This window comes from Halomonas sp., assembly GCF_034520545.1.
Lineage (GTDB): Bacteria > Pseudomonadota > Gammaproteobacteria > Pseudomonadales > Halomonadaceae > Halomonas.
In genome coordinates this window covers 179,220-199,090 of record NZ_JAXHNN010000010.1, presented here as the reverse complement: position 1 = coordinate 199,090, position 19,871 = coordinate 179,220, and the positions used below count along the sequence as shown (strand labels likewise).

Genomic DNA, 19,871 nt, shown 5'->3' with positions numbered 1-19,871 from the left:
ACGGCGCCCAGGCACCGGGCAGCGCTTGCAATACCGCCCTTCCGCCCGCATCTATAGCGTATGTTCATGCTCGAAGCCGAACCACGAGGAGCCCTGAGATGAAGGATTGGATCACTGCCACAGGCGCACGGCAGGAGGACGGCTATCGGGTGACGTTCGACACGCCCGATGCGCCGCGACTGGCTCTGGATACTACCGTAATGACGCCCCTCGCCCATCTCGGGGTGCTCGACGTAGAGGGCCCCGATGCCGAGAGCTTCCTGCAGGGCCAGACCAGCGCCCAGGTATCACTGGCCGACGGCGAGCTCGCCCCGCTGACCTGCTTCTGCACGCCCAAAGGGCGCATGCTGGCCAACGCCCAGCTGCTGCGCATCGGCCCGGCGCACTTCCGCCTGCTGATGCACAACAGCCTGGTGACTCCGCTGGCCGAGCACCTGAAGAAATTCGCCCCCTTCTACAAGGTCGAACTGCATGAGCGCGACGATCTGGCACTCTTAGGGCTTATCGGCCACGAGGCCCCCGCTCTTACCGAAGTGCGTTTCGACGTTCTGCCACCTCGACCCTGGCACCAGGCCGGCAATGAAGCGCACCAGGTATTGGCCCACCCCGGTCCACGTCCCCGCCTGCTGGTCTGCCTGCCGGCTGATCGGGTCGAGGAGGCCTGGAAGTGGCTGAAAGCGCACGCCACGCCGGTCGACAACGGCGTATGGCGGCTCCATGACATCCAGGCCGGGCTAGCATGGCTCAATGCCGACCAGCGAGATACCTACCTGCCGCAGATGATCAATTGGGAAGCGCTTGGCGGTATAAGCTTCAAGAAGGGCTGCTATACGGGCCAGGAAGTGGTCGCCCGCGCGCATTTCCGCGGCCAGGTCAAGAAGCGGCTGATGCGTGCCCAGCTCGAGGGTGACAAACTGCCAGAGCAGGGCAGTGCCATCGTAGATGCCGAAAACAAGCGCCTTGGCGAGGTAATGAGTGCCGAGCTCGATGCCTACGGCCAGGTCGAGATACTCGCGGTGATGAGCACGAAAGAACCGACTGCGCCACTGAGCCTCGAGGACCAGCACCTCAAACTGCTCAAGCTCCCCTACCTCCTCGAGCGTGTAGACCCGGAAACCATGGGGACCCGCGATTAGCCATCCACCAACTCGCTCAGCGAGCATATGGCCAGTTGATCACGACGCCCCACGCCCACCCTTTGCAGCACCGCTTCACAATGTCGACGCGCGGTGTTGATGCGGATGCCGAGCTCATCGGCGATTTCGCGAGAGGTAAAGCCTCGCAGCATCAATTCTGCCGTCTCTCGTTGCCTGGGGCTCAAGGCAAAGCGTATCGCCAACGCGGCTGCCAGATCCTCAATCCGCAGGGCGTTCAGCGAGACCTGCAACTGGCCACCCTCCTCACCTAAAAGTTCGGGTAATGGCAGTCGAATCAGGGATTTGCCAGCCATGTCTCGATGAGGTTGATGACCATCGACCCCAAGCTTTTTCACGGTGGCAGCAACCCTGGCCTCGGCGATCGCCTTGTCCAACCGCTCCTGATGTCGATGGGCACGATCGATGGCGCCGAAACCGAAGCCGAACGTCGGTAACAACAGCCTCAGCAGGTTTTCCGTCCGGCCACTCACGAAGCCAGGGTCGTCATCTCCCTCGAAGCCGAAGGTGAAGAGCGCCTCGCCTACTGCCAGCCGTGTGGTCATGCCGATGACATGATGCATGCCGGCCGGGGCGAAGGCCTCCTGGAAGAAAGTGGCACGGGTGATCGTTTCGCGGTCGGCCAGGGCGTTTTCGTGGTAGACCCCGGACCCCATCCGGCGCCGAGTAAGGTTGATCTCGTCGAGCAAGGGATCCTTGGCCCTGATATTGCCCTCGGCGTCGACTCCCGCGAAGACGCTGGCGAAATAGCGCTCGATTTCCGGGCCGGCTCGATGGGTGACCAGGATCGGCATGCCGCCGTCCAGCCAGGCCCCCATCGCCGCCTTGGCGCCCACTAGCTCGGCGATCTCCGCGAGAAGCTCTCGGATCCGCGTCCGATCGAGACGGATGTTGAGAAGCGCCTCCTGAAGGCGCGTGACCTGCTCGAGTTCATGGTTCGATAGTTCCATTACCCCAGCCTTGCTGATCGACAGGCATGGTGCAACTGCACCATGCGAGGATCGCTCTCGGCTGTCTAGGCTAAATAATAACTTCGTTGCCCTTGGGAGCTCACCATGAAACAGCCGATCTCGTCAGTTCTGGCCGTCGCCGCGATGGCGACCGCCTTTCCTATCCAGGCCCAGCAGCAAGGAGCGACGTCGATGCTCGTGCTCGACGGCTCGGGCAGCATGTGGGGCCAGATCGACGGCACCGCCAAGATCACCATCGCCCGGGAGGCGATCGACACCATGTTGGGCGACTGGCCGATGGACACGCCCATCGGCCTCATGGCCTATGGGCATCGCCAGGAAGGCGAATGTGGCGATATCGAGACCCTGATCGAGCCGGGGCCGCTGGATCGTAGCGCCTTCCGCGAGGCCATGGAGGGCGTCACCCCGCGCGGCAAGACGCCTATCGGTCACTCTGTCGAGCAGGCCGCCGAGGCGCTCTCCCATGGCGATCAGGCGGCATCGGTGATCGTCGTGACCGACGGGCTGGAGAACTGCGGCGCCGATCTCTGTGAACTGGGGGCACGCCTCGAAGCCTCGGGCATGGCCTTCACCGCCCATGTCATCGGCTTCGATATCGCCGACGACGAGGGGCAGCTCGCCTGCCTCGCGGAGTCGACAGGCGGACGCTACCTGGCCGCGGGAGATGCCGCGGAGCTGGCCGGCGCCCTTAGGACGGTGAGCGAGCCGGAGCCCGAGCCGGCCGGCCCCCTCTTTGTTGACGAGTTTGAACGTTCCGACTTGGGTGATGACTGGACTCTCGATCATCCCGAGCCTTCTGGTTTCATCATGGACGACGGCAAGCTAGTCACCATGACGGTTCAGCCAGGGGCTATGGGTGATGCTGAAGACTTGCCAAACCTCTTTCGCTGGACGGGCGCGGAATTTCCGGAAGACGACTGGGACCTGAGCGCCGATTTCACTGCACGCATGGGCGAGGTTAAATCCTTGGGTGGGCGACGCGCCATCATTCAAGTCGGCCGCTACGCGGATGTGGATAATCATATATCTGCCCATGTGGTTCGCCAGGGCAATTCCAATGACGACATGTGGCTCAGGCTCCGCGCCGTTTCCGGCGGTAACGCGACCGTCTCCGATGTGGAGATCGCCGGCGATCTCCGCGGCTACGACCTGGCGCAGATCCTCAGCGATTTCGAGCAAAAGGGCGCGCGGCTGACCTTGTCGAAGCGTGGACGCGACTATGTGGGCCGTCTGGAGATGAACGGCTGGTCGATGCAGGAGGACGGTCCCGACGTCATCGAGACCGATCCCCTTCAGGTGTTGAGAACTAAGGGCGATCCCACCATCTTTGCCGGTACCTTGGGGTCGGAACAGACCATCGCAGAGTTCAGCCGCGTCGAAATCCGCGAGGTGAAGTGATGCGACCCGTCCCCGTGATATCGGCGATCGTCCTCGTTTTTGCTCCCGCAACGGCCATCGCCCAGACCCTCACCGCCATGTCGCCCCTGACTCGTCTCAGCGAGACGGGTCCAACCACTACCATTGTCCATTTCTTTCTCAGCGCACCGGCCAAAGATCCGTTCATGGTGATGCTCGAAACCCGGGACGTGACAGCAACCGCGGCAACCGACTACCAGCCCGTGTTTGTGCCGGTGACCTTCATGCCCGGAAGCGTGTACCAGCAGGTGGAGGTCTCCATCCGCGACGACGAGGAGGACGAGCCGCGTGAAGAGATGTTCCAGCTGGACATCGGCAATGCGTTGGCGCTGGGCGGCAGCTCGATTACCAACGTCATCGTGGCGACACCGCTGCTGAGCTTCACGATCGAAGACAACGATCACACTCTCTCTGCCAGTGCTTCCAGTGTGGACGCAGGCACGCCGATCACCGTGCAGTTCGAACAGCGCTACGACTCGTCCGACGTCCTGGGCCCCTTTGCACATATCACCGGTGGCTCCGCACGGCCGGGCGTCGACATCGCCCCGACACGCCGGACTCAGTTCATCCATCCTGGTGAGACAACGACGACGGTGCAGTTCGAGACCTTCGAGGGCATGGCGAAGGAGGACCGCACCGTGACCTTCGAGGTGGGTGGAACCGCCAGCGGCACCGTCTATCCCGAGCCCAAGACGATCTCGGTGACGATCCGCAACGACGAACCCGAATTTGTGCCCGCGACCCTGGAGTACGGCCCCGGCACTGGCGCCTTCTACTACGAAGGCAACCTGATGCAGAAAGTTGAGATTCCGCAGGAGTCCTTCAGCATCGAGATGAAGGAACATGTGGGTGGGTCACGCTTTACCCTTCGTCAACAGCGGTCGTCACTGACCTTCGAGCGCGTCTGTCGCGATGATATCGACGCTGCTCAAGCACTGGGGTCGATACCGAGCCTGTCGGGCGACGACATGCGCGCCGCGGGCGAAGACCTCTGGCGCGCCTCCTTGACGGTGGAGGACGTACCCAACACCTATGTTGTGTCGGGTGATCCGGCGGAGAAACTCGTTGGCTATGTCACCTCCAAGTATCATGTGGACGCCACCTCCTACCACGAGCAGTTCATCGCTTATGTCGTCACGCCGAGCGAGCCGGAAGAACCGGAAAAAGCGGAGGTTCCCCAGCTGGGCCCGGATACCGAGCCGGTCGTCGACCCGGGTGCCGCCCGCGATTCCGTTGCGCGTGCCATCGCCGCCGATATGGGCGTCTCGCCGGAAGCGATCGCCCCCTATCTGTCGACCTCGCTGTCGCGGGGTACCGGTTCCAGCCCCGTCGAGGTACATCTATGGCTCGGCCCCGATGGTCAGCCCGTACAGCCGGGTCGAGCCGATCTGGACCCCTGTGATCCGGGGTATGGCGAGATGCCACCGGCAGTCACGCGGGTGATCTACACCATTCATGCCTTCGAGGACCGCTTCATCGTCCAGGCCAAGACCCAGGACGTGGAGACCGGTCGCTATGAGCGTGCCTACATGGAGGGCTTCGATAGCGCGTCCAACGCCCTCGATGAGGCGGTGGGGCGCTCACAAGAGGGGCTTTCCCCCGATATTTCCGCCCCGGACGAATGACCGAACGACACCCGTTATCGATGAGGAGGTTCATCGTGTCCCGCTTAGGTTCAAGCCTGATTGTCGCCACTACCTGTCTTTTTGCCGCCACTGCCCACGCCGGGCCCTGTGGCAACTTGTCCGATTCTCAAGCGTCTGATCTCTTCCCTCTTCCCGTGGGCGATGCCTGGGGTTATGTCGGCAAGGATGGTGAATGGGGACTCGCTCCCGAATGGCGGCAGGTTCGCCCCTTCTCGGAGGGGCTTGCCGCCGTTGAGACCGAGGACGGCTGGGGCGTTATCGACTCCAGCGGCGACTATGTGGTGGCCCTCGGTGCGCGCGACGCCGATGCCGTAGTCATCGAGGGAAAGGCCCACCACCTGTCGCCCTACAAGCCTTTCTCGGAAGGCTGCAGTGCGGTAACGCCCGAAGACGGCCAAGCCCATTACATCACCCGAGACGGCACTCGTTGGGACCCATCCGGCTTCACCGACCACGAGGTCCTCGACCTTGGCAGTTTTTCCGAAGGGCTGGCCCGTGTGCTGGTCGCCGATCAGGACGGCAGCACCGTGGGCTGGATCGACACGGAGGGCGAATGGGCTATCGAACCGAGTTTCCACGCCGGCGGCGACTTCTCCGAGGGACGTGCGCCTGCTGCCAGGTCCGACACCAACTGGGGTTATATCGACACGGACGGCGAGTTGGTCTTCCCGCGGAAATTCATCCTTGCCGAAGCGGATGTTTACGCGGAAGGGTTGCACCCGGTAACACTCAATGGCGAGCGCGGCTACATGGACGAGGAAGACTGGGCGATCCGTGAGATCACCTTCCCCGACGGAAGCAGCAGAACGATTCGTGCCGGGTCGCCATTTCATGAAGGGCGCGCCGGGGTCAAGCCCGGCCCCGTCTGGATCAATACCCAGGGCCGTGCCGTGGTCATCCCTAAGACTGTAACGGGCCACACGATTTGCAATGAAAACCGGATGCCACGCTATCACGGCGGCCTTCTGCCGCTTGTGGTGGGCGATGGCACCAACATTTGCGGCAACCCGCCCGATATTGCCTATGAAGGGCCGGGGGACTCTCGCAGCGGGCCGGAACAAATGCTCTGGGCATTGCCCTGGGCGCGCGACAAACTGGTCTGGCTAGACCGCGACGGACGAGAAGCCATTGACGCCACCGACTGCCGCCGCCCCGCGGGCATGGAACCCCTGCCCGTGGAATCCTCCGCAGGCGTTCTCGCTGCGGGCGCCTACCGGATGGAGCTATCTGGCACGGCCCAAGGCAGTTACGGCCCGGCTCGTGCCGATGCGCCCTGCAACGAGTCGCAATACACGCTAGACGACAGCCAAGGGACGAACCAAGGTGGCCCGTGGCGGCTCAGTTTCAGGGGCGAGGCGGATTGGCAGGACCATCCGGTCAACACAAGTCTTAGTCTCAACTTGCCTGAAGGGCTAGCCACCGGCACGCATGAAGTGGGTAAGTTCGATGACAACGCGGCGGTGAACGGTTTGCTCTGGCTCTTCCTTCGCGATCGTCGCGCACCGGATTTGGAGCGGCCCGATACTTACAGCACTCAGGGTGGGACACTTACGCTCGAGAAATTCGATCGAGAATCTGCCACCGGGCGCATGGAGCTCGAGCTGGCGTCGCGAGACGCACCGGAGCGGACAATCACCGTTTCCGTCGGGTTCCGCGAGATCCCCTATGCGTTTGCCCCGGAAATCGAGATGACCGAGCTCACCGGCGCCCTGGCCACGATGCAGGAAGAGATGCCGGATGACCCCCTGGTCAACTTCTTCCAACCCATCGAGGTGAAAGAGGCGGACGAGCGGCTTTCCGTGGTGTTCGGCCCTCGTGGCCCCAACCTCGAACTGGTCTTCCCCGCCGGACATTCGGGCTCTTTCAAGGCCGGGCCCGATGAGGCGGTTTCGGCCAGCCTCTCGGAGGTGCCGGTCAGCGCAGAGGGTAGCCTCTCGCGGGCTGACGGTGATCTCGCCGGCGAGATTTCCGTCGAAATTCAGGCTCATCCGCGATTCGACGGCAATTCGAGCATGACACTTCGTTTCGCCCATGTGCCATTCGAAGCATCGTCAGATGGCTAACTGGAACAGTCGCCGTGACGTGGCATAGCTGCGCGCGGCGACCTCTGCCGAGGCCTGACCTCGAAGCCTAGCCACCACCCGGCACACCTCGGCGACCCGGGCTGGCTCGTTGCGCTCGTCCCGGTGGCCGGCCAGCGGCATGTCGGGGCTGTCGGTCTCCAGCACGTAGCCGTCATCGGGTAGGCTCTTCACCGCCCGCTGCAGGCGTTTCGCCCGTTCATGGGTGACGGCGCCACCCAGGCCGACGACGAAGCCGAGATCGAGGAACTTCCGAGCCTGCTCGGGGGAGCCGGCGAAGGCGTGGATCAGCCCACCGGCGGGCAGTGCCAGTTGTCGAAGTCGCTTGGCTACCTTGTCGTTGGCATGGACACAGTGAATCACCACCGGCAGCTCGCGCGACTTGGCCACCTTGAGCTGGGCGTCGAAGTAATGCCATTGGGCGTCCCAGCTCTCCTCGAAACGCGCATCGATACCGCATTCACCCACCGCAACGACTCCTGGATTGGCGTCTAGCCCTTCCTCCAGAGCCTCGACATCCGTGTCGCAATGCTCATCAATGAAGTAGGGGTGCAGCCCGAGGCAGACGCTGATGTCGTCGCGCTCACCCAGCGCCAGCACGTTGGGCCAGCGTTTGTACGAGGTACCCGGCACCACGAAATGACACACACCCGCTGCCCTCGACCGTTCGATCACCGCCTCGCGGTCGGCGTCGAAATCGGGGAAGTCCAGATGGCAGTGGGCATCGATCAGCATGGGGCTCAGTGCTCTCGCGTATGCTGGAAGCGGATCTCCGGCCAGCGCTCCTGGGTCATCTGCAGGTTCACCCGCGTGGGGGCGATGTAGGTCAGATAGCCACCGCCGTCGATCGCCAGGTTGGTGCTCGCCTTGCGCTTGAACTCCTCGAGCTTCCTGGCATCTTCGCAGTAGATCCAGCGTGCGGTGTTGACGTTCACCCCCTCGTAGACGGCTTCCACCTTGTACTCCTCCTTGAGACGGTGGGCCACCACGTCGAACTGCAGGGTCCCCACGGCACCGAGGATCAGATCGTTGTTGTCCAACGGCATGAACACCTGGGTGGCGCCCTCCTCGGAGAGCTGCTGCAGGCCCTTCTGCAGCGCCTTCATCTTCAACGGATCCTTGAGGCGCACACGCTTGAAGAGCTCCGGAGCGAAGTGCGGGATGCCGGTGAAGCGCATATCCTCACCCTGGGTGAAGGTGTCGCCGATCTGGATGGTACCGTGGTTATGCAGGCCGATGATGTCGCCGGGCCAGGCCTCCTCCACCTGGGAGCGATCCGACGCCATGAAGGTCAGCGCATCGGCGATCTTGACGTCCTTGCCGATGCGCACATGGCGCATCTTCATGTTCTTCTCGTACTTGCCCGAGCAGACGCGCAGGAAGGCGATGCGGTCGCGGTGGTTGGGATCCATGTTGGCCTGGATCTTGAATACGAAACCGGTGAGGCGCTCGTCATCCGGCTGGACGGTGCGGATATCGGTCTCGCGCGGCTGGGGCGGCGGCGCGTACTCAACGAAGCCGTCCATCATCTCGCGCACCCCGAAGTTACCCATGGCGGTACCGAAATAAACCGGCGACAGCTCACCCCGCAGGTAGGCCTCATGGTCGAATTCGTGGGAAGCGCCACGCACCAGCTCGACCTCCATGCGGAGCTCCTCGGCCTGCTCCTCGCCGAGCACCTCGTCCACCTCCGGGCTATCAAGCCCATCGATACGACGATCCTCGGGAATGCGACTGCCCTGCCCCTGGGTGTAGAGATGGATCACGTCGTTATAGAGGTGATAAACGCCCTTGAAGTGACGGCCCATGCCGATCGGCCAGGTCATCGGGGCACACTGGATGTTGAGCACCTCCTCGACCTCGTCCATTACCTCGACGGGATCACGCACGTCACGATCCATCTTGTTGATGAAGGTAAGGATCGGGGTGGTGCGCAGCCGGCACACCTCCATCAGCTTGATGGTGCGCGCCTCGACGCCCTTGGCGCCGTCGATCACCATCAGCGCCGAATCCACCGCAGTCAGCGTGCGGTAGGTATCCTCGGAGAAGTCCTCGTGACCGGGCGTGTCGAGCAGGTTGACGATGCGCCCCCCATAGGGGAACTGCATCACCGAGGTGGTCACCGAGATACCGCGCTCCTGCTCCATCTTCATCCAGTCGGAGGTGGCATGGCGGTCGTTGCGCTTGCTCTTCACGGAGCCAGCCATCTGAATGGCGTTGCCGAACAGCAGCATCTTCTCGGTGATGGTGGTCTTGCCGGCGTCAGGGTGCGAAATGATCGCGAAGGTTCTGCGCAGCCCGACTTCACGGGCCAGGTTGGGATTTGACATCAATGCAGTGCCTGGTCAGGACGCGAATGGGATTTCGAAAGGGCGCATGATACCGCGACAGGCCGTGGCTCTGCACCCTGTCCAAGACCCCGCACAACCTCGGCAAACCACCACACGCCCTCCCGTAGCAGCGTGGCCGATTTCTTCCGGCAATTGGCAATGCTCAATCCCAATCGGGGGCAAAGTCCGGATCGGCGATGCGCTCGTCGCGATCCAGCCTGGTGATCGCCTCGAGCTCGTCATCGCTGAGGGTGAGTTCATTGGCCGCAAGGTTGGCCGCCAGGTGCTCTCGCCGGGTGGAGGACGGAATGGTCACCACGCCACGCGACCGGGTCCAGGCCAGAACGACCTGGGCGGGGGTGACATCATGGGCCTCGGCGATAGCCTTCAGCGTCTCGTCCTCCAGCACCTTGCCCACGGCCAATGGCATGTAGCCGGTCACGATCAGGCCTCGTGCCTGGCAGTGCTCGACCACGGCACGATTCTGCAGGAAGGGGTGTACCTCCACCTGATTGGTCAGCAACGTATCCGGACCGAGAATTTCCAGGGCCCGGTCGACCTGAGCAATGGTGAAGTTGGAGACCCCGATATGGCGTGCCTGACCCGCTTGCTGCACCTCGCGCAGGGCCGTGAGATAATCGGCCATGGCCACGGCATCGTTCGGCGAGGGCCAGTGGATCAACAGCAGGTCGACGTAATCGGTGCCGAGCTTGTTCAGGCTCTCCTCGACGCTGGCCTTGAGGGATGCGGGCTCCAGTCGATCATGCCACACCTTGGTGGTGACAAAGATCTCCTCGCGCGGCACCTCACTCTCGCCAATGACCGTGCCGACGTCCAGCTCGTTATCGTACATCTGGGCAGTATCGATGTGGCGAAATCCCAGTTCCAGGGCATCGTGGATCACCCGCTTCAAGGTTTCACCCTTGAGGCGAAAGGTACCGAGGCCGGGATTGGGCAATGTCGAAGTGCTCATAAGGTCTCCTTGTCGTGCCATGGGGTCGGTGTGACACCCTTCTATGATGACACTTTCCTAGTTGCGGCGGGCGAGCCCCGACTTCAAGGGCCAGCATGTCTAGGGGCCATGCCTGTCGGGCGTGACCTACACTGAGAGCCATCACGGGATATCCAGCCAAAAGTACCTTTGCCGATACTACTCGATCGAGGAGGAAAGACAGCATGCAGGACATCGACCGAAGCGATGACACCCCACGCAAAGAATCATCTCCCCCCGAGCGTCCCCTGGCGCCCCAGCCCGACAAGTCGGGCACTCCTCGGTGTCGGCATCGCCACGCCTTGAGCGGCGGCGAGAAAGAGGCCGAAGGCATGGCCGACCTCTTCGCCACCACCGACCGCATGGCGCATGCCAGCCTTGGCAAGCTCACCGGTGGCGTATCGCCGATCGCCATCATGCAGGCCTTCAGCGACTGGGCCTTGCACCTTGGCATCTCACCGGGCAAGCAGGCGCAACTCGTCGAAGAGATGGGACGCGAGATAGGCCATCTATGGGGCTTCCTGCCGCGCTCGACGGACGACGCAAACTGCCCGCCGTGCATCGAACCGCTTCCCGACGACGACCGCTTCGAGGGAGAGGCATGGCAGAAATGGCCCTACAACGTCTTCGCCCAGTCCTTCCTGCTCACCCAGCGCTGGTGGAGCAAGGCTACCGAGGACGTGGACGGCGTGGATCCGCACCACGAGGACGTGGTGGCCTTCACCGTGCGACAGATGCTCGATGCCGTCGCACCGACCAATTCGCCGCTGACCAATCCCTTTGTCGTGCAGCGCACGCTCGAGACCGGCGGCAAGAATTTCGTCGACGGCTACCAGCATTTCCTCGAAGACGCGCGGCGCATGATGACGCATGAGCCGCCGGTAGGGGCCGAAAAGTTTCGCCCCGGGGAGAGCGTCGCCGTGACGCCCGGCAAGGTCATCTATCGCAACCGGCTGATGGAGCTCATTCAGTATTCACCGACCACGGACAAGGTAAAGAACGAGCCGCTGCTGATCATTCCGGCCTGGATCATGAAGTACTACATCCTCGATCTCTCGCCGCACAACTCGCTGGTGAGCTGGTTGGTGGAACAGGGCTATACCGTCTTCATGGTGTCGTGGAAGAACCCCGACGCAGAGGACCGCGACCTGGGCATGGAGGATTATCGCAAGCTCGGGATCATGGAAGCGCTCGACGTGGTCAATGCCGTGGTGCCGGACCGCAAGATCCACGGTGTCGGCTACTGTCTGGGCGGCACGCTGCTGTCGATCGCGGCAGCGGCGATGGCCCGCGATGGCGACGAACGGCTGGCCTCGCTGACTCTGCTCGCCTCGGAGACGGATTTCGAAGAGGCCGGAGAGCTCGAGCTGTTCATCGACGAGAGCCAGGTGAGCTTTCTCCAGGATCTGATGTGGCACCAGGGGTATCTGGACAAATGGCAGATGCGCGGTACCTTCGTCTTCCTGCGCTCCAACGATCTCGTCTGGTCGGCCTTCGTCAAGTCATACCTGATGGGTGAGACCCTGCCGATGTTCGATCTGATGGCCTGGAGCACCGATGCCACGCGCATGACGTTCCACATGCATTCAGAGTATCTCGAGCGCCTCTACCTCGAGAACTCCCTTGCCGAGGGGAACTACTGCGTGGACGAATACGCAGTGACGCTGCGCGATATCCGGGTCCCCATCTTCACCGTCGGCACCCGCAGCGATCATATCGCCCCCTGGAAGTCCGTCTACAAGATCACGCTGCTGACCGATACGGATGTCACCTTCACATTGACCTCGGGCGGACACAATGCCGGCGTCATCAGCGAGCCCGGCAAGAGCAAGCATGTCTATCAGATCGCCGACAAGCCTGCCGACGCCTCCTATGTGGCGCCCGAGACCTGGCATGAGAATGTGCCCGAACGGCAGGGTTCTTGGTGGCCGGAATGGCATCGCTGGCTTCTCGAACAATCCAGCGGCGAAACGCCTCCGCCGACGATGGGCGCTCCAGACAACGGCTATGTTCCACTGGAGGACGCCCCCGGCCACTACGTTCTCCAGCAGTAGGCCATCCCGTACGCCCCTTCGGCCGGCGCGCTCGCTGTCGGCTAGATTGGCGCGTGGCGGCGAAGCGAACCCGGCGATAACGGGCAGGGGGAACCCCACCGTCGAGTTGACATAGCCGTGGCTTGGCTTTCCTGAGTCAAAAAGGACCGTGGTGTGGGAAGGTGCCGGCTGCGTTGACTGGCAAGTAAACGCCTTCTTTGCTGTTCCAGACAGGATGGACAACCCTGTAGGAATTCCCGCAACGAAACTGGAGCCTTCCATGAGCCGCTTGTATTTCTTGACACCTGACCTGCCTGTAACCGTTAACATCGCCGGTGAGCTCAACGAACTCGGATTGAGCAAAGATCAGGTCCACGTGACAGCCAAGAACTGGAAACAACTGGAAGAGAAGGGACTTCACAGCGCCACGCTGCGCGAGACCAGCGATGTCGTCAACGCGGCGAAAAGGGGCCTGATCTTCGGTCTGCCGCTGGGCCTGGTCCTGGGGGTTGTCACCTACTATGTGCTCGAGAACATGATCGGCGACATGAGCTTTATGATGATGGCCATCGGAATGACGATATTCGGTGGCCTCTTCGGTATCTGGAGCAGCACCATGATCGGCGTCTCGGTGCCCGACGTGAAGGTAGAGAAGTACAAGGATGACCTCGAGAAGGGCGCCTTTTTGATGATGGTGGATGTCCCCAACGGCCGGGAGACGGAAATAAATTCGGCAATCCACCGGCATCACCCCGACGTGATCATCGACAAGATCACCCAGGAGGAAAAGAAGCACCACGCCGGCGTGGGACATTGATGGGTCAACCAGGCAAGGCCCAGCGCTCATGCAACCGTTCCAGGTAGCTGAGCAGTACAGGAATCACCGCGAGCACCAGCAGGGTCGAGAAGGCCAGGCCGAAAGCGATGGAAACCGCCATGGGGATCAGGAACTGCGCCTGCAACGAGGTCTCGAAGAGCAGCGGCATGAGCCCGCCGATGGTGGTCAGCGAGGTCAACAGCACCGCACGCACGCGCTGCACCACCGCCTCGTTGAGCGCCGCCTCGATGAGCAGCCCCTGATGCCGCTGGTGGCGGTAGAAAGCCACCAGGATGATGGCGTTGTTGACCACGATACCCGAGAGGCCGAAGAGCCCGAACAGCGAGAGCATGGTCAAATTGAGACCCAGCATCCAGTGCCCCAGCAGGGCCCCGACCAGCGCCAGCGGAATAATCGCCATGACGATCAATGGCAAGCTCCAAGAGGCGAACACCCAGGCCAGCACCACGTACATCAACCCCAGGCCGATCATCAGCCCGGTACGCATGTCGGAGAAGGTCTCGCGCTGGTCGGCGGCCCGGCCCTCGAAGCTGTAGCGCAGGCGATGCGTGCTGGCAAGGGTCGGCAAGACTTCCGCGGAGACGGCATCGAGGACGCGTTCTGCGGAGGTCGTCTCGGTATCGAGCTCGGCGGTAACCTCCACCGCCAGTCGGCCATCGGCATGGCGCAAGGCCTCGAAGCCCTGGCGATGGTCCAGGGCCATGACCTGGTCGAGGGGCACGAAGCGCCCGTCGGGGACGCGTACGGAGAGACGCGACAGGGTGGAGAGCCGCTCGCGCTGTGCCCGTGGCAGCATGACACGCACCTCGATTTCGTCGGCGCCATCCTGGTAGATCTGTACCAAGCGGCCGTCGAAGGCATCCCTGAGCTGGCGGCCGAGATCGGCGGTGGTCAGCCCCAGGGCCTCACCCTGGGCGTTGACCCGGTAGATCAGCTGCTCACGTCCCCAGGGCATATCGTCCTCGGTGTCGAGTACGCCGGGCAGTTCGCGCAACGAACGGGAGAGCGATTCGGCGGCGGCCTTGAGAGCGCCGGCCTCCTCACCGGTCAGGCGAATGTTGACGTCCTTGCCCGGCGGGCCCGCGCTGCGCTCGTTGATGGTCAGGTTCTCCAGTCCCGCCGGCTCGATCAGACGTGATCGCCAGGCGCGGATGAACGCTGCATTGCGAACGTCGCGGTCGTCCGAGGGAGTGAGCTCCACCATGATCGAGCCGACGTTGTCGCCGCTGCGTGCCTGCATGCCGCTGGCGAGCGTCGCCCCGTGACGCGTCACGGCGTGCTGGACCAGGTTCCCACCCAAAGCCTGCTCGGTATCGTTCAGCGCCGCCTGCATGTGCGCCAATAAATCATCGACGCGCTCGCTGTCGGTGCCTGCCACGAAGCTGGCGTTGGCATAGAGGACGTTGGGCTCGGGCGTGGGGAAGAAGTTGAATTCCAGGCGTCCGCCAACCAGCAGGCCCAGAGTGAAGAGCACCACTGCGACGGCCGAGGCCAGGGTGGCGGCGCGATGGCGCAGGGTCAGCGCCGAGAAGCGCCGGAAGGGACCCTCGCGGAAGCGATCGAAAGCCGCCTCGAAGCGCTCGCGCGGTCGCGACAGCGGGTGGCGCCGGGTTGTGCGGCTCGGCAGGAAAGCATTGCGCAGATGGGCCGGCAGCACCACGAAGCACTCCAGCAGGGAGGCGACCAGCACGCAGATCATGATCACCGGGATATCGCCGAGGATGTTGCCGATCACGCCGCCCACCAGCAGTAGCGGCATGAAGGCGGCCACCGTGGTCAGCGACGAGGCCAGCACCGGCCAGATCATGCGCCGGGCCGCCCCCTCTGAGGCATGACGGGCAGGCTCGCCCATGCGGAAGTGGGCGTCGGCGTCCTCGCCCACCACGATGGCGTCATCGACGATCACGCCCAAGGCCATGATCAGCGCAAAGAGGGATATCATGTTGATCGATCCGCCGATGCCCCAGAATACCGCCATGGCCGCCATGAAGGCCGTGGGAATGCCGATGGCCACCCACATCGCGACCCTCGCAGGCAGGAAGAAATAGAGCAGCAACAGGACCAGCACCAGGCCACCCAGACCGTTGCTGATCAGCAGCCAGATACGCTCGGCAATCAGCTGCCAGGTCTGGTCGTGAACCTCGAGCGCTACGCTGGGTGGCAGCTGGGGACGAGTCTCTGCCAGCCAGCTCTCCAGCACATCGGCGGCGGCCAGGGAGTTGCCGTCCTCGCTTCGCTGCAGCATCAGTTCCACCGCGGGATGATCCCCACGGCTCAAGGTCACCTGCTGCTCGCGGGACTCCTGTCGGATGGTGGCAATATCGCCCAGTCGCAATTGCACCCGCTCGCCACTGAGCACCGGCAGGTCGGCGAAGGCTTGCTCGTCCCGGCGCTGCTCCACAGCGCGCAGTTCGCGAGTGCTGTCCTGCTGGCCGAGCAATCCTGCCGGCAGGTCCCGGGACATGCCCTCGACTCGCTCGGCGATCTCCGCGAGAGTCAATTGCAGTCCGTGCAGACGCTCCGCGGGCACTTCGATGCTGATCTGCTGTTCGGGCAGACCGCTGATTTCCACCCGATCGATGCCCCGCTGCAGCAGTTCATCCTCGTAGCGATTAGCCAAGTGACGCAGCTCCTCGTGGGTCACCTCGCCATGCACCAGTAGCCGGGCCACCGGCTCATAGCGGGCGGTCCGGGTGACCCTTGGCTCCTCGGCGTCGGCGGGCAGACTGGTGAACTCATCGACCCGCTGACGAGCGTCATCCAGGGTCAGAATCGGGTCGCTACCCTCGTTGAACTCCAGGGTGATGTTAGAAACCCCCAGGGCCGAGGTGGATGTCATCCGGGACAGGCCATCGATGCTGCGCAGGCGCTGTTCGAGAGGCACGGTGATGCCCTGCTCGACGTCCTCCGCCGAGGCGCCACTCCAGACCGTACGCACGCTGACCACATCCAGAGCGAAGGAGGGGAAGAACTGAATGTTCATGCGTGACAGACCCAGAGCGCCGCCGAGCAACATCATCAGCATGATCAGGTTGGCAGCGACCCGGTGGTGAACGAAGAAGCCGATCACACCGCGCCGTCGGCTCATGGCTGCGTCTCCTCACCGGGTTCAGTCGTCTCGACTTTCAACCCCTGGATGGCGTTGGGTAGATGGGTGGTGATCACCCGATCGCCCTCGTCGAGCGACTCGCCGCTGACCAGGGCCCAGCGCTCGCCGTCGTTGCGGATCACCTCGCCATGACGGGTCACCACCAGACGCTGCATCCGGCCTTCGTCGTTCATCAGGTAGAGGATATCGTTGCCATAGAGGGCGCTATCGGGAACCGGGAAGCTATCAGGGATCGCTGGACGCGCCAGTGACAGGGCCAGCAGGCTGCCGGGACGGAGCCCTGACCCACCTGCCTCGAGGCGAAAGATTGCCTCGGTGCCGGCGGGGTCGCTCTCACCGGCCAGCCCGACCAGCACGAAGCGGGCACCCTCATCACCGGTGGCCTCGATCCGCATGTCCTCGGCCAGGGCGTGGCGCAACTCGGTCTGGTAACGCCTAGGGATGCGCGCCCGCAGCTCGAGGCCCTCTTCAGGATAGACGCTGAGCAGCTCACTGCGGGCAGCCACCTGATCGCCCGGGGCCACTCGGATGCGCGTGACGATGCCATCGAAGGGAGCGTCGACGCGGCTGCGCGCTGCATCACGACGCGCGGCGGCCAGGACGGCCCGAGCACGAGCCAGACCCGCCTGGAGGGACTGGAGACGAGCGGGATGCTCGGCGATGGCCCGCTCCCGAGCCGCCACCGTCACCCGGGCCCGTGCCAACTCGTTGCGTGCCGTATCCAGGTCGGACTGGGAGGCCAGGTTGCGCTCCACCAGAGAGCGGGTACGTTCCAGCTGGCGGCTGGCGTTCTCCATAAGTTCACGTTCGCGTACCAGGGTGTCGCGATCACTTTCATGGCGCACCCGCTCGTTCTCCAACTGTGCCTCACGATCGGCCACCTCGGCCTCGGCTTGATCCACAGGCGGGCGGATATCGGCCTCGTCCAGGGCCACCAGCAACTCGCCACGGGCGACTCGCTGGCCTTCACGAACCGGTCGCTCGGCGATACGACCGGCCAGTGGGGCAGTGACCCTGAGCGTCTCGGGGGCCGTTACCTCGCCATAGAGCGGCAGAGCCGGAGCATGACGTTCGGGAACGGCCTTCAGGGTCTCGACCCGCCAAGCCCGCTCTTCCGGGGTGACGCTGGCGCTTTCAGGCCGGGTGGCCCGCAGCCACAGGAAGACCGCCACGCCAAGGGCCAGAATCAGCAGGGGGAGCAGGCGTCTGAGCATCGGGCTAAGTTCCACTGGTAATATCGATAGGCCTCAAATATACCCCTTCGGCAGAGGATTGTCGGCGCCTGTGTCCACCGGGCGACACTGTGCCTCAGGGGCTCGCAACGGCACAGTGTCACCCGGATCGGGTATCATTCGGCCTGACCATCTCATGGAGTCGCCATGCCAGCCACCCTGCCCCTTCCACTGCCGCTCTCCACGCCGAACCGCAACCTGGTGCGACTGACTATCGTACGTGGCATCACCTGGACCGGTTTCCTGGCCGCGACCATCATCGGCATCGAATTGTTGGGCTTTTCCCTGGAGGTGCCCGCGGTGATTGCGGTAATCATCGCAATGGGGGCGATCAACATCGCCACCTGGTGGCGCATGGGGCGCCCGCGGGCGGTGACCCATGGCGAGTACCTGCTCCACCTGCTGCTCGACGTCTCGGGCCTGACGCTGCTGTTCTACTTCACCGGCGGCTCCCACAACCCCTTTATCAACTATTACCTGGTGCCGGTCACCATCGCCGCGGCGACGCTTCCCTGGCGACATGCCTGGGTGGTGGCCGCCGCCTCCATGGCCGCCTACAGCTTCCTGATGATGGCCTATCAACCGGTACCTCAATTCGCCCAGGGCCAAGACGGGGCGACTCTCAGCCTTCACGTGCTGGGCATGTGGCTCAACTTCGGTCTTTCGGCGGGCCTGGTCACCTACTTTATCTATAAGATGGCCCGCGCCCTGCGCAGTCGCGATCAGGCGCTCTCGCGCACCCGTGAGGCCGCCCTACGCAACGAGCAGGTTCTGGCCGTGGCCACCCAGGCGGCAGGTACCGCCCACGAACTGGGTACCCCGCTCTCCACCATGGCGGTACTGCTCGGCGAGATGCGCGAGGAGGCCAGGGACCAGCCGGCACTGACCCGGGACATCGAGCTACTACGCCAACAGGTCGACACCTGCAAGTCACGGTTGCGCCACCTGGTGGAGAGCGCCGACCGTCGTCGCATGGCCGAGCCCGAGGTCCACGATGCCCGGATATGGTTGGCCGGGGTAATACAGCGCTGGCTGGTGCTGCGTCCCGATGTCAGCCACCATCTAAAAGTCACCGAGCGACGTGGACACCCCTGGTTGGCGGTGGATGCCACCCTCGACCAGGCATTGACCAACCTGCTCAACAACGCTGCCGATGCCAATCCGGACGACATTTCCATCCGGCTCGACTGGAACGACGACGAGGTGATCATCGACATCCGCGATCATGGCCCCGGCGTGGCGATGTCCATCGCCGACCAGCTGGGTGAGACCTTTATCTCCACCAAGAGCAAGGGGCTTGGCATCGGCCTCTTCCTGACCCACGCCACCATCAACCGCTTCGAGGGCGGCGTAAGCCTGTACAATCACCCCGAGGGCGGCACCCTGACCGAGGTGACACTGCCCCGCAGCCAGCCCCGACCCTGACATCCGACGACTGCGCGATCCCGTGCCCGTCTGCGAGGACAAGATGCAAGAGACCGCCGAACGCCTGCTGATCATCGATGACGACGAGATGTTCTGCCACGTGCTCGACCGCGCCCTAAGTCGCCGCGGCTTTGAGGTGCTGGTCGCCCATGACGCTACCCAGGCCCTCTTCCTGGCACGCCGCCACCAGCCCCAACTGGCCACGCTGGATCTCAAACTCGAGCAGGAATCGGGGCTGAAACTACTACCGGAATTGATCGAGATCGTGCCGAACTGCCGGGTGGTGGTGCTCACCGGCTACTCGAGCATCGCTACTGCGGTCGAGGCGATCAAGCTGGGCGCAGTAAACTACCTGTGCAAGCCCGCGGATGCCGACGACGTCCTGTTGGCCCTGTCGCGGGCGGAGGGCGACCCCGAGGCCGAGGTCGCCGACAACCCACCGTCGATCAACCGCATCACCTGGGAGCATATCCAGAAGGTGCTGCAGGAACACGACGGCAACATTTCGGCGACTGCCCGGGCGCTGGGCATGCATCGCCGCACCCTGCAGCGCAAGCTGCAGAAGCGGCCGGTGAGGCGCTAACACTGCAAGCGGCCAAGCAGCTGCCAGGATGTGATGCTGACGAGCAGACGCAAACCCCGAGG

The 19,871-nt window shown here is 63.4% G+C and carries 14 protein-coding genes; 8 read left to right on the top strand and 6 right to left on the bottom strand.

Annotation, left to right across the window (positions count from 1 at the left end):
- Positions 1 to 98: 98 nt before the first annotated feature.
- The gene (locus U5L98_RS09435) at positions 99 to 1,136 is read left to right on the top strand and encodes a folate-binding protein (protein ID WP_322558062.1); all 1,038 of its coding nucleotides are present in this window, start codon (positions 99 to 101) and stop codon (positions 1,134 to 1,136) included.
- Here the strand turns inward: U5L98_RS09435 and U5L98_RS09430 are convergent.
- Complete coding sequence (locus U5L98_RS09430; protein ID WP_322558061.1) at positions 1,133 to 2,104, bottom strand: helix-turn-helix transcriptional regulator; 972 nt, start codon at positions 2,102 to 2,104, stop codon at positions 1,133 to 1,135. The genes U5L98_RS09435 and U5L98_RS09430 overlap by 4 nt on opposite strands.
- A 105-nt stretch (positions 2,105 to 2,209) precedes the next feature.
- Here U5L98_RS09430 and U5L98_RS09425 point away from each other — a divergent pair, with 105 nt between their 5' ends.
- From U5L98_RS09425 to U5L98_RS09415, 3 genes are read left to right on the top strand one after another with little or no spacing between them, the layout of a single operon-like run.
- Complete coding sequence (locus tag U5L98_RS09425) at positions 2,210 to 3,523, top strand: vWA domain-containing protein (protein WP_322558060.1); 1,314 nt, start codon at positions 2,210 to 2,212, stop codon at positions 3,521 to 3,523.
- Complete coding sequence (locus U5L98_RS09420) at positions 3,523 to 5,166, top strand: Calx-beta domain-containing protein (protein ID WP_322558059.1); 1,644 nt, start codon at positions 3,523 to 3,525, stop codon at positions 5,164 to 5,166. Before U5L98_RS09425 ends, U5L98_RS09420 begins: the two co-directional genes overlap by 1 nt.
- A gap of 35 nt (positions 5,167 to 5,201) precedes the next feature.
- Positions 5,202 to 7,250, top strand: coding sequence for a WG repeat-containing protein (locus U5L98_RS09415; RefSeq protein ID WP_322558058.1), 2,049 nt, complete (start codon positions 5,202 to 5,204; stop codon positions 7,248 to 7,250).
- Here U5L98_RS09415 and U5L98_RS09410 read toward each other — a convergent pair.
- The 3 genes from U5L98_RS09410 to dkgB form a co-directional block, all read right to left on the bottom strand.
- Positions 7,239 to 8,003: a TatD family hydrolase gene (locus U5L98_RS09410; RefSeq protein WP_322558057.1), complete on the bottom strand. Its 765-nt coding sequence runs from the start codon at positions 8,001 to 8,003 to the stop codon at positions 7,239 to 7,241. The genes U5L98_RS09415 and U5L98_RS09410 overlap by 12 nt on opposite strands.
- Before the next feature lie 5 nt (positions 8,004 to 8,008).
- A complete protein-coding gene (locus U5L98_RS09405) occupies positions 8,009 to 9,598 on the bottom strand; it encodes a peptide chain release factor 3 (protein WP_322558056.1) in 1,590 nt (529 codons plus the stop codon).
- Between the two features lie 163 nt (positions 9,599 to 9,761).
- Positions 9,762 to 10,571: a 2,5-didehydrogluconate reductase DkgB gene (dkgB, locus tag U5L98_RS09400; protein ID WP_322558055.1), complete on the bottom strand. Its 810-nt coding sequence runs from the start codon at positions 10,569 to 10,571 to the stop codon at positions 9,762 to 9,764.
- 203 nt (positions 10,572 to 10,774) lie between these two features.
- Between dkgB and U5L98_RS09395 the strand changes: the two genes are divergently transcribed.
- Both U5L98_RS09395 and U5L98_RS09390 read left to right on the top strand, forming a co-directional pair.
- The gene (locus U5L98_RS09395; RefSeq protein ID WP_322558054.1) at positions 10,775 to 12,643 is read left to right on the top strand and encodes a PHA/PHB synthase family protein; all 1,869 of its coding nucleotides are present in this window, start codon (positions 10,775 to 10,777) and stop codon (positions 12,641 to 12,643) included.
- Positions 12,644 to 12,794: 151 nt separating this feature from the next.
- Complete coding sequence (locus tag U5L98_RS09390; RefSeq protein ID WP_322558053.1) at positions 12,795 to 13,439, top strand: DUF1269 domain-containing protein; 645 nt, start codon at positions 12,795 to 12,797, stop codon at positions 13,437 to 13,439.
- A 4-nt stretch (positions 13,440 to 13,443) separates the two neighbouring features.
- Here the strand turns inward: U5L98_RS09390 and U5L98_RS09385 are convergent, their stop codons facing one another.
- Positions 13,444 to 16,548, bottom strand: a complete 3,105-nt coding sequence (locus U5L98_RS09385; protein WP_322558052.1) for an efflux RND transporter permease subunit — start codon at positions 16,546 to 16,548, stop codon at positions 13,444 to 13,446.
- Positions 16,545 to 17,783, bottom strand: a complete 1,239-nt coding sequence (locus tag U5L98_RS09380; RefSeq protein WP_322558051.1) for an efflux RND transporter periplasmic adaptor subunit — start codon at positions 17,781 to 17,783, stop codon at positions 16,545 to 16,547. Before U5L98_RS09380 ends, U5L98_RS09385 begins: the two co-directional genes overlap by 4 nt.
- 165 nt (positions 17,784 to 17,948) lie before the next feature.
- Between U5L98_RS09380 and U5L98_RS09375 the strand changes: the two genes are divergently transcribed.
- Positions 17,949 to 19,226 (top strand): ATP-binding protein, encoded by a 1,278-nt coding sequence (locus tag U5L98_RS09375; RefSeq protein WP_322558050.1) that lies wholly within the window; start codon positions 17,949 to 17,951, stop codon positions 19,224 to 19,226.
- Positions 19,227 to 19,269: 43 nt separating this feature from the next.
- A complete protein-coding gene (locus U5L98_RS09370; RefSeq protein ID WP_322558049.1) occupies positions 19,270 to 19,809 on the top strand; it encodes a response regulator transcription factor in 540 nt (179 codons plus the stop codon).
- Positions 19,810 to 19,871: the final 62 nt, after the last annotated feature.

What these genes read in the sequence shown, in the direction of transcription:
- U5L98_RS09435 (WP_322558062.1), top strand. Translation starts at nt 99, where the DNA reads ATGAAGGATTGGATCACTGCCACAGGCGCACGGCAGGAGGACGGCTAT.
- U5L98_RS09430 (WP_322558061.1), bottom strand. Translation starts at nt 2,104, where the DNA reads ATGGAACTATCGAACCATGAACTCGAGCAGGTCACGCGCCTTCAGGAG.
- U5L98_RS09425 (WP_322558060.1), top strand. Translation starts at nt 2,210, where the DNA reads ATGAAACAGCCGATCTCGTCAGTTCTGGCCGTCGCCGCGATGGCGACC.
- U5L98_RS09420 (WP_322558059.1), top strand. Translation starts at nt 3,523, where the DNA reads ATGCGACCCGTCCCCGTGATATCGGCGATCGTCCTCGTTTTTGCTCCC.
- U5L98_RS09410 (WP_322558057.1), bottom strand. Translation starts at nt 8,003, where the DNA reads ATGCTGATCGATGCCCACTGCCATCTGGACTTCCCCGATTTCGACGCC.
- U5L98_RS09405 (WP_322558056.1), bottom strand. Translation starts at nt 9,598, where the DNA reads ATGTCAAATCCCAACCTGGCCCGTGAAGTCGGGCTGCGCAGAACCTTC.
- dkgB (WP_322558055.1), bottom strand. Translation starts at nt 10,571, where the DNA reads ATGAGCACTTCGACATTGCCCAATCCCGGCCTCGGTACCTTTCGCCTC.
- U5L98_RS09395 (WP_322558054.1), top strand. Translation starts at nt 10,775, where the DNA reads ATGCAGGACATCGACCGAAGCGATGACACCCCACGCAAAGAATCATCT.
- U5L98_RS09385 (WP_322558052.1), bottom strand. Translation starts at nt 16,548, where the DNA reads ATGAGCCGACGGCGCGGTGTGATCGGCTTCTTCGTTCACCACCGGGTC.
- U5L98_RS09380 (WP_322558051.1), bottom strand. Translation starts at nt 17,783, where the DNA reads ATGCTCAGACGCCTGCTCCCCCTGCTGATTCTGGCCCTTGGCGTGGCG.
- U5L98_RS09375 (WP_322558050.1), top strand. Translation starts at nt 17,949, where the DNA reads ATGCCAGCCACCCTGCCCCTTCCACTGCCGCTCTCCACGCCGAACCGC.
- U5L98_RS09370 (WP_322558049.1), top strand. Translation starts at nt 19,270, where the DNA reads ATGCAAGAGACCGCCGAACGCCTGCTGATCATCGATGACGACGAGATG.